The sequence below is a fragment of the Nocardia sp. BMG111209 genome (assembly GCF_000381925.1).
Classification (GTDB): domain Bacteria; phylum Actinomycetota; class Actinomycetes; order Mycobacteriales; family Mycobacteriaceae; genus Nocardia.
Genome location: NZ_KB907307.1, coordinates 632,203 through 645,313 on the forward strand (window position 1 = coordinate 632,203; position 13,111 = coordinate 645,313).

General features: G+C 65.4%; 18 protein-coding genes. 10 read left to right on the forward strand and 8 right to left on the reverse strand.

Going from position 1 to position 13,111, the window contains the following annotated elements:
* The first annotated feature begins 253 nt into the window (after window positions 1–253).
* From G361_RS0102700 to G361_RS46595, 4 genes are all read left to right on the forward strand, one after another.
* Window positions 254–823, forward strand: coding sequence for a hypothetical protein (locus G361_RS0102700; protein WP_019925511.1), 570 nt, complete (start codon window positions 254–256; stop codon window positions 821–823).
* A 165-nt stretch (window positions 824–988) separates the two neighbouring features.
* Window positions 989–1,210, forward strand: a complete 222-nt coding sequence (locus G361_RS49055; protein WP_155981263.1) for a hypothetical protein — start codon at window positions 989–991, stop codon at window positions 1,208–1,210.
* 851 nt (window positions 1,211–2,061) lie between these two features.
* Window positions 2,062–2,445, forward strand: a complete 384-nt coding sequence (locus tag G361_RS0102710) for a hypothetical protein (protein ID WP_019925513.1) — start codon at window positions 2,062–2,064, stop codon at window positions 2,443–2,445.
* Window positions 2,446–2,623: 178 nt separating this feature from the next.
* Complete coding sequence (locus tag G361_RS46595) at window positions 2,624–3,553, forward strand: NYN domain-containing protein (protein ID WP_019925514.1); 930 nt, start codon at window positions 2,624–2,626, stop codon at window positions 3,551–3,553.
* A gap of 20 nt (window positions 3,554–3,573) precedes the next feature.
* Here the strand turns inward: G361_RS46595 and G361_RS0102720 are convergent, their stop codons facing one another.
* A complete protein-coding gene (locus G361_RS0102720) occupies window positions 3,574–3,975 on the reverse strand; it encodes a hypothetical protein (RefSeq protein WP_019925515.1) in 402 nt (133 codons plus the stop codon).
* Window positions 3,976–4,193: 218 nt separating this feature from the next.
* Between G361_RS0102720 and G361_RS0102725 the strand changes: the two genes are divergently transcribed.
* From G361_RS0102725 to G361_RS49060, 3 genes are all read left to right on the forward strand, one after another.
* Window positions 4,194–4,415, forward strand: coding sequence for a DivIVA domain-containing protein (locus G361_RS0102725; RefSeq protein WP_026342619.1), 222 nt, complete (start codon window positions 4,194–4,196; stop codon window positions 4,413–4,415).
* A 522-nt stretch (window positions 4,416–4,937) separates the two neighbouring features.
* Window positions 4,938–5,387, forward strand: coding sequence for a plasmid mobilization protein (gene mobC / locus G361_RS42035; protein ID WP_155981265.1), 450 nt, complete (start codon window positions 4,938–4,940; stop codon window positions 5,385–5,387).
* Window positions 5,387–5,530 carry a hypothetical protein gene (locus G361_RS49060; protein ID WP_019925517.1) on the forward strand — a complete coding sequence of 48 codons (144 nt, stop codon included), beginning with the start codon at window positions 5,387–5,389 and terminating at the stop codon, window positions 5,528–5,530. The genes mobC and G361_RS49060 overlap by 1 nt, the downstream gene beginning before the upstream one ends.
* A gap of 12 nt (window positions 5,531–5,542) precedes the next feature.
* Here G361_RS49060 and G361_RS0102740 read toward each other — a convergent pair whose 3' ends face one another.
* On the reverse strand, window positions 5,543–6,451 hold the full coding sequence (locus G361_RS0102740; protein WP_196814543.1) for an IS3 family transposase: 909 nt from the start codon (window positions 6,449–6,451) through the stop codon (window positions 5,543–5,545).
* Complete coding sequence (locus tag G361_RS50130; RefSeq protein WP_196814393.1) at window positions 6,427–6,726, reverse strand: transposase; 300 nt, start codon at window positions 6,724–6,726, stop codon at window positions 6,427–6,429. Before G361_RS50130 ends, G361_RS0102740 begins: the two co-directional genes overlap by 25 nt.
* A gap of 114 nt (window positions 6,727–6,840) precedes the next feature.
* Here G361_RS50130 and G361_RS42040 point away from each other — a divergent pair, with 114 nt between their 5' ends.
* The gene (locus tag G361_RS42040; RefSeq protein ID WP_019925518.1) at window positions 6,841–8,340 is read left to right on the forward strand and encodes a relaxase/mobilization nuclease domain-containing protein; all 1,500 of its coding nucleotides are present in this window, start codon (window positions 6,841–6,843) and stop codon (window positions 8,338–8,340) included.
* Between the two features lie 78 nt (window positions 8,341–8,418).
* Here the strand turns inward: G361_RS42040 and G361_RS0102755 are convergent, their stop codons facing one another.
* From G361_RS0102755 to G361_RS49070, 5 genes are all read right to left on the reverse strand, one after another.
* The gene (locus G361_RS0102755) at window positions 8,419–9,309 is read right to left on the reverse strand and encodes a helix-turn-helix transcriptional regulator (RefSeq protein ID WP_019925519.1); all 891 of its coding nucleotides are present in this window, start codon (window positions 9,307–9,309) and stop codon (window positions 8,419–8,421) included.
* Window positions 9,310–9,610: 301 nt separating this feature from the next.
* Window positions 9,611–10,150 carry a hypothetical protein gene (locus tag G361_RS42045; protein ID WP_019925520.1) on the reverse strand — a complete coding sequence of 180 codons (540 nt, stop codon included), beginning with the start codon at window positions 10,148–10,150 and terminating at the stop codon, window positions 9,611–9,613.
* The gene (locus G361_RS49065) at window positions 10,147–10,671 is read right to left on the reverse strand and encodes a hypothetical protein (protein ID WP_155981266.1); all 525 of its coding nucleotides are present in this window, start codon (window positions 10,669–10,671) and stop codon (window positions 10,147–10,149) included. The genes G361_RS42045 and G361_RS49065 overlap by 4 nt, the downstream gene beginning before the upstream one ends.
* The gene (locus G361_RS0102770) at window positions 10,668–10,874 is read right to left on the reverse strand and encodes a hypothetical protein (protein WP_019925522.1); all 207 of its coding nucleotides are present in this window, start codon (window positions 10,872–10,874) and stop codon (window positions 10,668–10,670) included. The genes G361_RS49065 and G361_RS0102770 overlap by 4 nt, the downstream gene beginning before the upstream one ends.
* Before the next feature lie 18 nt (window positions 10,875–10,892).
* A complete protein-coding gene (locus G361_RS49070) occupies window positions 10,893–11,060 on the reverse strand; it encodes a hypothetical protein (protein WP_155981267.1) in 168 nt (55 codons plus the stop codon).
* 225 nt (window positions 11,061–11,285) lie between these two features.
* On the opposite strand from G361_RS49070, the gene G361_RS0102780 reads away from it, so the two are divergent.
* Both G361_RS0102780 and G361_RS46600 read left to right on the forward strand, forming a co-directional pair.
* Window positions 11,286–12,500 carry a helix-turn-helix domain-containing protein gene (locus G361_RS0102780; RefSeq protein WP_019925524.1) on the forward strand — a complete coding sequence of 405 codons (1,215 nt, stop codon included), beginning with the start codon at window positions 11,286–11,288 and terminating at the stop codon, window positions 12,498–12,500.
* Window positions 12,501–12,611: 111 nt separating this feature from the next.
* Entirely contained in the window at window positions 12,612–13,088 is a 477-nt protein-coding gene (locus G361_RS46600) for a hypothetical protein (protein ID WP_155981268.1), read from the forward strand.
* Window positions 13,089–13,111 lie beyond the last annotated feature (23 nt).

Genomic DNA, 13,111 nt, shown 5'->3' on the forward strand with positions numbered 1-13,111 from the left:
GGGAACTGTCCGCCGAGCCGCTCCCGGTGGTCGCTGCGGAAACTTCCCGCAACGGCGGGGTATGCGCTCCAGCGCCTTTGTGCGGCCGATTCATCTTCTCGCCAGCAGGGGAAAACAAATGGCGGGCACAGACCGTCACCCCGGCAATCCGGCCCTTCGCATCCCGAGGCAAAGGGGCGGGTGCAGCAGGCACATATGACGGTCAGCGCCGGGGACACACGATGCCCGGTGCTTCGGTAAGGACAAGACCACCATGCCCTCACAATCCCCGATCACCACCGGAGAAATCTTGCACCCGGTCGTGAATTTGATGTGGCGTATCGATTATCGCGACGGTTCGCACCACACCGTGCCCGCCGCCACCGCCACGGAGGCTCTTGCAGTCTCGGCTGACGAGTTCCCTGATGCGTTCATCGACGCGGTACAGGTGATGACGGTGAGCGCGGCGTTGTTCGCCGCTTACGGCGACCGGTGGGCGGACACGCTCGCTGCGGTGGCGGAACTGTGGTCTCCGGAGACCGGCCGGTGGAGCGATCACGAACGGCTCACCTTGCGGTTCGCTACCGCTGTCGACGAGCAGGGCCGCATCGATGCCGAAGGGCTCGCGAACTTCCGTGTCCTGCGTCACCGCTGGCATGGTGCCGATTCGGTTCGTTTCAGCGGTGGGCAGGTCACGTTGCGTACCGCCGGTCCCGCTCCGGCCGATCTCGTGGACACCCTCGAGTACATCCTCGACATGGATTCGGTCCTGGATCAGCAGATGTACGCCGCCGTGCGCCTCGAGTACGGAATCACCGCCGACGCAGCTGGACCGGGGGCATGACGGGCCACGGCGCGACCGTCCGATCGTCTGATCGCTCATCGATGGTGCTCGTGACTGCCCTCACCACCGCTGAACACCACTCACGACAACTATTTCCGTGCACCGCTGGGCCGGTGCCCTGGGCCGGTGCGTGCGCGTCCGGCCATGCAGTGAAAGGCAGTACACATGGGTAAAGGCTCGACCAAGGGACAGGTCAAACATTTCACCACCATGCCTGACGGCACTATCGGATGTTTCTCGCTGGGCTGCGGGAAGAAAGCCACGATGTGGGTCGACATGGAGCGGTACGGCATCCGCCGCTGGTTGTCCACCGCGTGCTGCGACGACTGCGGCGAGCGCAACGCCATAGACCCGCACCACACGATGCGGACACGCCGGATCACGTAACAGTGGATCGATGTCCGGCCGGGGCCGCGCGGCCCCGGCCGGACATCGCTGCGCGCGGCCGGGGCCGCGCGGGTACGGCAGACCGACATGCGTCGGTCTGCCGTCCGATAGAGCGCGGTGCTCCGGCGATCGAGCCGCCGGAGCACCGCGTGGACGTGCGGTTCGCCGGTGATCCCGCCGGCCCTTCGCGGACGGGACCAGGCGATGTCGACCCGGTGCCGGAGCCTGGTCGCCCGCCGACTTCTGGTTCGCGGTTCCCGCCGGGCGCGCGGGGGCGATACCGCGCAGAGCAACTTTCTCGGCGTGCGGCGTGCTTTCCGCCCGATCCCCGTTTCCGATTCCGGTGGCACTGACCGGAAGCGCTCCCGCTCGATCGGTGACCGGTTCGGTAGCGCTGACGCGCTGCTGGCTGTCGTGCACCGGTGCCGTGTCACCTCGTGCACCGCTGCTGGGTGTGCGCGATTGCCCGGCATGGCTACGGGTGCTGTGGAGCGTGCGTTGCCCGCGCAGTGCGTGTCCGGTTGCCCGTGGGACCTCGTGCTGTGTCTGGGGGTTCGTTCAATGGCTCGAGTTGCTTTCCCGATTGCCGGGTATCAGGTGTCCGGTCCGGTTGCCGTCCTTGTCTGGCAGATCTCGCGACTTTAGTGCGGGCGTCGGCGCAGCAAAACGAGGCTCGCGTTGCTCGGCCGCGCCGGGCGGGAAACTTCTGTCCCCGGACGCGGTCCGGCCGCTCGCGCACTCGCTGACACAACTTTCCCGCCCGCCGCGGCGGACCTCGTGTGGCAGCTTCTCCGTCCCGCACTGCGCACGAGACAAGCCAGACAGCACATCAACCGAAAGGACACATTCCAATGACCATCGTGAAGGGCAACATCGCCAAGATCTCCGACCCGTTCACCTACGACGCCACCGCCACCACACCGGAAACCACCGCGGTCTACGTGACGATCATCGACAACCATCAGCGCCGCACCGATGACGGCAGCTACACCGACACCGGCTCCAGCACCTACGAACTCCGGTTCTCCGGCGGCCTGGCCATGCGAGTGCTCCAGAGCTTCCACACCGGCGACCCGGTCCTGGCCGAGGTCCGCAACCTGCGCGCCGGCGTCTTCTCCACCCGCAAAGGGGAGACGGTAGCCAGCATCCGTGCCACCGGCGTCGACATCGGACTGAGCCCCCGCTACCGCGCCTTCGCCGACATGCACACCACTCCCACCACGAAAGCCGCCTGACCGGTACGGGGTGTGGATTGCCGGGCGTGCCGGTACCGACTCGCTGCCACCGAACCCGTAGTTCGGTGGCTACGCGACCCACCGACACGCCCCAGGAATCCACACCCCGGGCACGCACCGAGGCACGCCGGATCGTCAATCCGGCGCGGCAGGTCCGGTGGCCGATATTTTTCCGGGAATGAACATCCGGACCTTCCTCGATGCCGGTGTTGCCCGGCAGAACGGACGTCACCGCATCCGACTGTTCAGCCGGTCCGCAACCCGGCCGGCTGCCCCGGCGCCCACGATCTGCGCCGGCGCGGGACACGACCCCGACGCCAGTGGCGCGGTCGCGGTGTTCATCGACGCGGAAAACGTGGCGGCGGCCAGGATCGGCGCGGTACTCGAGTCGGTTCGGCAGCTGGGGCCGGTGCAGATCGTGCGCGCCTACGGTGATTGGTCCACCCCTCACCAGGGCTGGCGGCATGCGATGCAGGCGCACGGGATCTTCGGCCGCCACGTCCCGGCCATGGTCCGCGGGAAGAACGCCGCCGATCACGCGATCGTCGCCGAGGCGATCGAGTTCCGACACACCACCGGGATCCGGACGATGGTCATCGTGTCCAGCGATTCCGACTTCACCCACCTGGCGTTCCATCTGCGCGAGACCGGATGCAGCGTGCACGGCTACGGAGACCGGAAAGTGGTACCCGCCTTTGCTGCCGCCTGCACCAGGTTCGTCTACCTCGACACCCTCAACGCCGCCCGATCGGTGACTCCGGCGCCGACAAAACAGGCCGCCGCCGTCCGGAAACCGGTACCGGTACCTGTGCCGAAGGCGGGAACCGCGACTGCGAAGGCGCACGCCGGCATGTCCGCAGCGGTGGTATCGGAAGTTTTGGCGGTGGTGGGCGCGGTGGCCGACAGCGGCGGGCTGTCCCAGCTGCCGAAGGTGACCAAACGAATGCACGACACGCGTCTCACCGAGAAACTGCCGACGGAGACAGCCCGCAAACACCCCGGCAAATACCTCAAGAACTGTGGCCTGTTCGACGTCGTCGAGCATCACGCAACCAGCGGCAACTCCACCACCACCTGCCTGCGGATCAAACCGCAGTACACCCGGTAGGTGAACGCCGACACCGCGATTCAGGCGTCCGGCGCGACACCGCGGTCAGACACCGCCGAGGCGACCGGTGCTGCAGCGGCACGCGCCGCCGTGCCGGTCGCTCGCCGCCGGCCCCGGCGGGGCGTGTCTGCCGTCCGCTTACCGGTGCGGGGTTTGCGGGCCGGGGCGGGTGTGATGAGCTCGGCGATGTCGCGATACCCGGCAGCATCGAGCGCGCGCTCGGCGAACCCGGCCTTCAACGCCGCGGTGCGGGCGGCACGGACCGCGGCGACGTTCGCCGTATCACGGGCAGCGAACTCATCACGGTCTCGGCGCAGAGCCGCGTACGCTTCGCCGAGAGTCTTCACCGCGGCCAGTTTCGCATCCGCTTCGGCGCGCACCAGATCTTCCAGCTGCGCATGTGCCGGCGTCGGTGTGGTCACGTCTCCATGTATAGACCGCACAGTCTCCCGGCGGGGGGAAGGCAACCGAACTGCGTCATTCGCCCGTCGTTTTCGGGCCGGGCGGTGGACCCGGAGTCGTCGACTGCTCCCGGTGAATCGGATACGCGTCCCTGACGCGGAACAGCTGCGCTCTGCGCGGGTGATTTTGTTCGCGGACAGCCACCTGTCACACGCTCGAGGTCCCTACAATCACAGCGGTGACCGGACACAACGACAACCCGAAATTCGGTGGCGGACCGGGCAGCTACAACGCCGACGAGGTGGACGCGTACCTCGACCTCGTCGAGCAGGAACTCTCGGGCCTGATCGACGAAAAGACGACCTGCGGACCGCCCTCGGCAAGCGTGACATCGTCATCGCCCAGCTGCGCGAACGACTCGGCGACAACGACTCCGAGTAACCCTCACCACGCCAGCTGAGCTGACTCGCACAGTGACGAGATATCGGGTTGCCAGCGCGAGCGTCTGACTGTTCCATTCACTTACGACGGTCGAATCTTCGGTGCCACTTTTTCTCTGGGATTCACTTCGTATTCAGCGGGCCGCGACATCAGGCACAAACTGTACAATTAGTGTGCTGAGCCTTACCTGAATAGGTGATGTTTCGCGGAGCAAGCTGGACGGTTGGATATCCAACCGATTGTGGGTTCGCTCACACTCTCGCTCGGCGATCCAAAACTGATTTCAGTTTTCCTTGTCGCGCTGTACTGGGCATTCAACGGCCAACTGCGATGCGCCTGCACGGGAGGGCTCAAATATTGTTGCACAATATCGGAACCCGGACTTGCCGTGCGCGGATGCGATCCGTACTTTTGCCGGAACCGGCCCAGCGCATTGGTTGGTAAAGTTCTTCTCGGAACGTATCGAATCGCTTGGCTTCGCTGAACGCCTCCGTGCATGTAACCGGCACTCACCAATAACTAATTCACATGGGAGTTCGCGATGACCGACGACCGGCACGATGACGTGCCCGTGATTTGGTTTCCGGTGGCATCTCGTACACGCGCGCAGCGGCGTCGGCGGCAAGCCAATATCCTCGGAGGCCGGGCGAAGGCCCACTGTGTGAAGGTCACCCCGGAACAGGAACTGGAACTCGTCGCGCGTGCGGAGCGGGCGAAGCTGTCGGTGTCGCGGCTGATGGTGGAGGCCGCGTTGTCCAGCGCCGGGCGCGGTGTCGGCGCGCACCGCGATATCGCGGACCGCCTGATCGGCATCGAGCGGCTGATCGCCAACATCGCGAACAACATCAACCAGATCGCCACGGTCGCCAACTCCACTGGCGTTGTCGACGACGTCCGGCTGACGGCGAACATAGCGCTACTGCGTAACCGACTCGGGGCCGTACTCGACGGTTTTGATGCCGGCCACGACGGAGCGGGGACCGCAGCGTGATGCCGAACGTGACTCGCGGCGCCAACCTGCCCGGTCTGCTCGCCTACGTGATCGGTCCCGGCCGATCCGACGAGCACGCGTTTCCACATCTGGTTGCCGGGGACGAAACGATCACCGTGGACCACTGGAGTGTTCCCGGTTGAATGGACACCGGATCAAGCCGCGATCTGACTGATTTCCCTGAATCCTAACGCATATTCCATTGGTGTCAAATAGTTGAGAGCTGAATGCCTGCGCTGAACGTTGTAGTAGTTCTCGATCCAGCCGAACGTCGCCTTCCGGAGAACCTCGACCGTCGGCCACGGACGGGTATGGATCAGCTCTTTCTTGTAGGTCGCGAACAGTGATTCCGATACGGCATTATCGAAACAAGATCCAGTCCGACCGAGGGAACGGCGGATACCGTTCCGGCGGCAATACCGGTCGAACTCTCGTGAGGTATATTGCGCTCCCCGGTCGCTGTGAAAAATGATACCCGGCTCCGGCCGGCGACGCCCGAGCGCCATATCCAGGGCCTCCAAAACCAGGCTTGTACGCATATGATCCGCCACGGCCCACCCGATCACCGACCGGTCGTGTACATCGATCACCGTGGCCATGTACGCCCACCCGGACCAGGTCTTCACATACGTGATGTCGCCACACCAGCGCCGGCCCGCACCGCCCCCGGTAGCGAAGTCCCGGCCGATCAGATCCGGCGCGCCGACCGGTCGCGTACCCGCAATCGTGGTCCGCCGGAACGACTTCGGATGTCGTCCTTGCAGGCCCGCGGCCCGCATCAACCGCCACACCCGCTTACGTGACACCCGCCACCCCGCCACCGCCAGGCCGGCATGGATCCGGCGCACACCCGGATTACCGCGCAGCTTCTCGAACATCGCCGCGATCAGCCCGGTCAGCGTGACATCCTCCCGGTCCCGGCCGGACACGGCCCGGCCACGCCACGCGTAATACCCCGACCGGGAAACACCCAGTTCCCGGCACATGAATTCGACACCGAAATCCCCGGACTCGACCCAGCCCGCGATCGCAGCGAACTTTACCGCTGGTCTTTCGCGAACCAGGTCGCAACTTTTTTTGCGAACGCGACCTGCATCTTCAGCTCCGCGTTCTCCGCACGCAAACGCTCCAACTCGGCCCGCTCCGAGTCGGTCAAATCCCGATCAGCGGAATCACCGCCACCGGATTCCTTCGCCTTCTTCAACCAATTCCTCAACGTCATCTCGTGGACACCGATATTCCGCGCCACCTCAGCCACCGGCCGACCTTCATCCCGGACGAATCCTACCGCCTGAGCCCTGTACTCATCAGTAAACCTACGCCGCGTCGATCCCAACACCGAACTCCCGTCCTACCGGGCAGCTTCGACCCTCGTGTCCACCAAACCGGGAACGGTCCACACCCGATCGGCGCCGAACTCTCACACGCCGACACTGTCACGATCGCCCGCCACATGGACCGGCCCCGGCGGCTGTTCGGTGTCGAGGTGAACGTCCCGAACTACCTGCGCGACGCCGACGGGCGGCCTCACCTCGACGCCCGTGGCCGCAAGGTCAAAGACCCTGCGCGGCCGTTCACTGCCGGGCACGTGTGGCACTGCTCGCTGTCGCTGCGCGCGTCCGAGGGCGAACTGTCCGATGAGAAATGGGGCCGTATCGCGACGGCGTACATGGTGAGGATGGGTTTCACCGCCGAGGATTCCGGTCGGTCTCCCGCGCGATGGATCGCGGTCCGGCACGGGGTATCCAAGGGCGGCAACGATCACATCCACCTCATCGCCTCGACGGTGCGCGACGACGGCACGAAAGTCGACCTGTGGCGCGAACAGAAACGCGCCCAACGCGCGGCCGGGGAACTCGAACACGAATACAGTCTGCAAGTGCTCGAATCCCGCCACACCGGCATCGGCACGCGCGGCCTGACCCGCGCCGAACTGCCTGCGCCTACCGCAACCGATCACGCGACCGAACCGGTGCGGTGGCGACTCGAGCGGATCGTCCGTGCGTGCGCGGTCGCCTCCCGCGAGGAGGGCGAATTCGTGCGCCGGCTCCGCAACGAGAACCTGATCGTCCTGCCCCGCTACGCGACCGGTGACATCGATCGGATCGTGGGTTACGCGGTCGCGGAGCCGACCCACGAGAACTGTCGGCCGGTGTACTACGCAGGCGGCAAACTCGCCTCTGACCTCACACTCCCGGCACTGCGCCACGAATGGGACCACGATCCGAGCTCCGTTGTCGAGGCTACGGGGGAATGGCGTGCCGCGCAGAACAAGCACGCCACGATCAACGCGCAGGGAGTCGAGACCGTACCCGTCGACGCTGTCGAGATTCACCGCGCCGCGTCGGACCTGAAATGGTGGAACCGCTACCTCACGCAGATACCGCTCGACGACCGCGACCAATGGGCACGCGTAGCCGCCCGCACCGCTGGAGTCATGGCCGCCTGGTCGGTACGGACCGAAGCCAGCCCCGGCCCGTTGGCCGCGACCGCACGGTCGCTGGCCAAATCCGCGCAACGGCCTGCCTACACCCGCTGGCACAAACCAGCCCGGACGCTCACCGCAGGCGGTGCCGCACTGATCATGTTCCAGACTCGGCACCAACCCGCGGCGGACTCCTATCGCCTCGTACTCGCCCAGCTGACCCACACCGCCGAAGCAATCCGCGACGCGCACGCCGCGATGGGTGATCTGCACCGCGCCGCCGAACTCGACCACGCCATCCGCACCGAACTCGCCGCCGTCCACGCCCGCTACGCCCCGACGATCACCGACTCCGGCCGGCAGCGTTCCCCACAGATGCAACGCGTACTCGATGGCGCGCTCGACTTCACCAGCGGCACCTCCACCGATTACGGACGCAGCCAACCGGCGCTGGTCGAAACGAACCAGATGCAGCCCGATCTCGAACATGAAATTCACCGGTCCGAAGACCAAAGATACGAACGCTGACCAACACAGGGCGGCGTGATAGGCGTCCGCCAATGTTCGCGGTTCGATCTCTCGGGGCAGTGGCCGGATGTTCGGCAGTCAATCCGCGGCCGGCCGCCGTGCGTCTGCTTGACGGTACCGGCGTGCGGCGCGCTTCAGCAGATCTCGCGTTTTGCGCTCATCCAGGCATGCGCGACGAATGCCGGTGACGAGGTCCCGGTAACGACGCACGTCACGAGGGTCATCGAGGTAGCGGCCGTCCGCGACACTGTCGGCGACATAGACTCCGGGCGGTTCGTCGGTATCGAGGCGACCGGAGGAGGGCCCGGCGTCGAAGTCGAGGATCACGAACCGCCCGGTCGAGATGTTCCCGCCTGCGGTGAACGGACGGATCCGGACGGTGACACCGGGTTGTGTACTGACCTCGACGAGCCGGTCCAACTGGATGGCCATGAGCTCGGGGGCGATGATCTCGCGGTGCAGGGCAGCCTGATCTATCAGCACCTCGAGCGTGACCGGGTTCAGCACACGGGTGAGAATGTCCTGCCGCGTCATCCATCGGTCGAGGACCTCGTCCCCAGGAGCGTCGATCGGGCCGGTCAGGTGGGCGCGCGCATAGTCGACGGTGTGCAGTAGCTCGGGGACCATGTGTTCCCAGCAGGTCACCTGCTGTGCGGTCGCTTCGAGTGCACGATAGATGTCCACCATGACCTCCGTACCGACAGCTGGTGCGGCCAGGCGGATCGCACGCTTCGTGTCGGCAGTATCGACGCCGTACAGTTCGCACAGCGCGCGTATGTCCTGGCGACGTAGCGTTCTCGGTGACCTGCCCGCCTCGGCGCGCTGCAGCCAGGCAGTCGACAGCTGTACCGCCGCTGCCGCGTCTTTGATCGATTTTCCGGTCTTGGTCCGGCGTGCCTTCAGAAAGCGACCCAGCTGGCGGCGCGCCAGGATCATCGCCGGTCCCGGTGAGCTGTTCATGTCGTTCATAGGTTTCCTCACGGTGGGTTGGGATCAGGGGGAATGCAGGTGTCGCTGGCTTCTGCCAGTCACGCATCATCGCCGCTGTGCTTCTGTCGATCGGCTGCCGAATTGTGTCCACGGATCTATCAAGCGGAGCCCGCGGCGGCCACGTCACCAACACCGCGTGACGGCGGCATGGCGTCGTCGGTGGTGAACGATTTGCAGATAATCCAGCCGGCGATTCAGAACCCCGTACCGGCGGCAACCCGAGCGGACGAGTAGCCCCGGGGGTGTCGATGATCGGCGACCCCTTTTTTTGAATTGGAGTTCACGACGTCGACCTTCTCGGCACAGTCGTGGGATTGTGCCGTAGCGCCATATGGGTCCACTCGCTCGGCGGTCTGCACGCGTCGATCGCGGCCAGCGCGACCGATCCGGAGGGGCGGTACCTGTCGGTGGGGGGCTGTGTCCAGCAACGGAATTGCTGATGCCGGCGGATCGGGGACGGTAATGCAATCTCCGTGCCAGGCCGCGCTACCGTCACTTGGATCCGGAACATGCCGGCGTAGGTCTGCACATCGATGTCCATATCGGGCCGGACCAGGAACGTCCAGCGGCTCGACCGGGGATGGGAGATGATCGGGCCCGAACGGATGCCTTGCTTCTGCATGTGCAGCCGGACGCGCGCCGCGAGCTCTGCGGGCATCATGATCGCACCGAGGGTGCTGCTGGCAGGCACGATGATCGCCTGGAGCTCGGGCCGGATATGGGCGTCGAGTCCACCGACGCTTCGGTAGAACTCGGTCCGGGTGGTGAGCGTGTCGACCGGCAGCGTCGGCACGATCGTGGTGACCTCGGCCGCGGTCATGATCTGACCTCGCAGGAATCAGACAGTGGGCGGGCGTCCGGTGGCGCGGAATCGGAATGCATCAGGGTCTCGAGGATCGGAAAAGCGGCTCGCTGGTCGACATTGACAGTCGAGACTCCCAACTCGAGCAGGAATTTGTTGGCTTCGTCCAGCGTCATCGGCCCGAACGTAGGGCCCGGTTTCCACACCGGCTGCCGACTGCCGCGCGGCCGGGTCACGGTCACGATGTTCCAGGCGTCGGTGTAGGGCTTGCCGGGGTCGGCTGGCATCAGGATCCGTCCGACTTCCTCGTCGGGGGTCATGCGGCCTGGCTGCGTATACACAGGCTGTTCCTCTTTCAATAAGCTTCCGGGGCAATGTTTTCCAGCGTCCGGCTGATCGGCCACCAATGCTGAGAGGCTGGTACGCACTCGGTCGATGAGTTCGCGGTCGCTGGATCGCGGGACCGGCCGGAACGGCGGTGGAATCGGGATGGTCCCAAGGATGTGCTGCGGTAGCGGTGGTCTGTTGACGGTGGTCATCTGTCCTCGAAGAGTCGGTGGCACGGAAGCAGTTGCATCCCGGCCGAGACCGCGCGGTCCAACCGGACCACAGCCCGGCTGTGCCAACGGGCCATATCGACCAAAAAGGCGCGAGCGGCGGATTCTTCCGCGCGGAAGTGCAGCGGCAGGGCAAAGCCGGGAAATTCGACGATCACGTGTATCTGGCTGTCCGCGTTGCGCATTCCGCCTGCCACCCGCGCTCACTCGTCGGTTCCGGCCGAGATGTAGGCGTGAGCGGCCAGGTAACGACGGCACTCGACTCCGTGTTCGTCGTGCAGTATCAGATCCGCGTATGCCTCGTGCGCGCTGGCGAATCCGGTCGGCTCCACCGCGCATTCCTCACTCAACGACATATCGAACATCAGCAATGCCACCTCCTCGACCGCGGCCCACCCGCCAGGCCCCCCTGGTCGGTATGAGGCACGCAGCCGAGAAACCAACGAGGGGTTACTGATTCGCGACTCAGCAACGTGCCTGATTGGCATCGTCTCCCTGGTCGACCCGGACCTGGGGGTGCACAGTGCACCCCTTTCCAAGAAATTTCGCGGGTACCCTCCGGAATAGGATCAACCCATCCGACGGCGGGAACTCTCATGGATGACAACGACCCCCAGCCCGGCGAGCGCATCGGCGACAACATCCGCCGGCTGCGCGGGAGGGCTCTCACTCGTCAAGAGCTGGCCGACAAATCTGGCGTGAGCATCGAGCTGCTCAAACAGCTGGAGCAGTTCAAACGCAACTCGGCTTCGCTGGGGACGCTCCGCAAGCTGGCGGCTGCGTTGGACTGCGACGTCAGCGACGTCGTGGGCAAGCGCAGCGGTCTGCCGAACGCCACCGGTGACAGCGCCGGTGTGATCGCGATTCGCCGGGCTCTCAGCTCGGTGGACGAACTCACCGGCACCGCTGAGGAACACGCGCCGATCGAGCTGGGCGATGCGCGACGGGCCGTCACGTATGCGTGGGGCTCCTACTGGGCGGGCCGCTACGAGAAACTGGCAGTGATCCTGCCCGCCGGCATCGCGGATCTCCGGGCCACCCAGCGTGCGGCGCAGACCGCGGATATTCCCGTGGCGTCTGAGCTGTACGCCCGAATCCTGTGGGCCACCGCCTGCACCCTCGTGCATCTGGGCCACATCGACACGGCATGGACCGCGATCAAGGATGCGCACGCAGCGGCACGGCTGGGCAACGATCCGCTGCTGGAAGCGACATTGCGCGGGTCGATCGGCTGGCAACTGCTCGTGCAGGGCCGTCATGACGAATCCCGCGCTGTGGTCCTCAACGCCGCCAAGGACGTTGCCCCGGTCGGCGACGTTCCCACCGCGCACCTCGCGGTGTACGGGTCACTGTTGCTACAGGCCGCTACCGCTTCCGGGCGCGAGCAGAAGGTCTCTCTCGCAGTGGATCTCGCCGACGAAGCGCGATCGATCGCGGGGCGCCTGCCCGGCGACACCAAGGACTACGAGGTGAATTTCGGGCCAAGCCAGGTCGCGATGCAGTTGACCGATATCCACGTCTCCTCCGAGATGTATCCCGAGGCGCTGACCGCAGCGAAACAGATGCCTCTCGGCGGTACCGGTCTCACACAGGTGTCCCAGGCCAGACACCTGCTCGACCGGGCCGCCGCCCTCACCCGTCTGGGCCGCTACGACGACGCCTACAAGCTGGTCGACACCGCCGAGAAAGTAGGTGGTGAGCAGTGGGCGCGGCACCAGTCGTTGTTTCGGTCTGTGGTTGCCGAGCTACTCGACAACGACCGGACGACCGGGCTCCGCGAGCTTGCGAGTCGCATCGGCGTCCGTGGCTAGGGGCGTGAAATGCGTAGTGTCGCAGTCGGACAGCTCTACGATCCTCAGCGGCGGTACTGGGCACCGGTGCCGATAGTGCGGATCACGCACGCAGGAATCCACCTCGCTCTCATGATCGGAAGTCCGACCGAGACCGAGGTGGATGCCGTACGATCCGGCAGTCCGCGATTCGCCTGGATCGACGCTTCGAATGTCGCGCTGCTCGCCTGGGCGTTCGATCCCGGTATCCCGTGGAGCGATGCCCCGTACAGCCCTCACCTGGAGCAGATTGGCGACGTGCCGGGCATCGGGTCCGGAGCGGAGCGCAATGCGGTGGTGACCGTTGTCCTGGTAGACACGGACACTGGATTGGTGCGCGCCGTGCGCGCCACTACCTGGCCGCGCGATTTCGTCGCGGTCGTCGCCGACTCCGGTGCTCGTATGGCCGCCGCGCCTCCGGACATGAATGCCATGGACGCGGCGATGGCCGAGCTGTACATCGCCTATCCGGACACCGCCGAACTGGTCGCGATGAAAGCCACCGCGACTTGCGCTGACGGGCAATCAGTTACCGATTCCCTGGGCAGATCATCGGGTGAATTCATCTGAGGCAGAATCAGATTCGGGGGTAT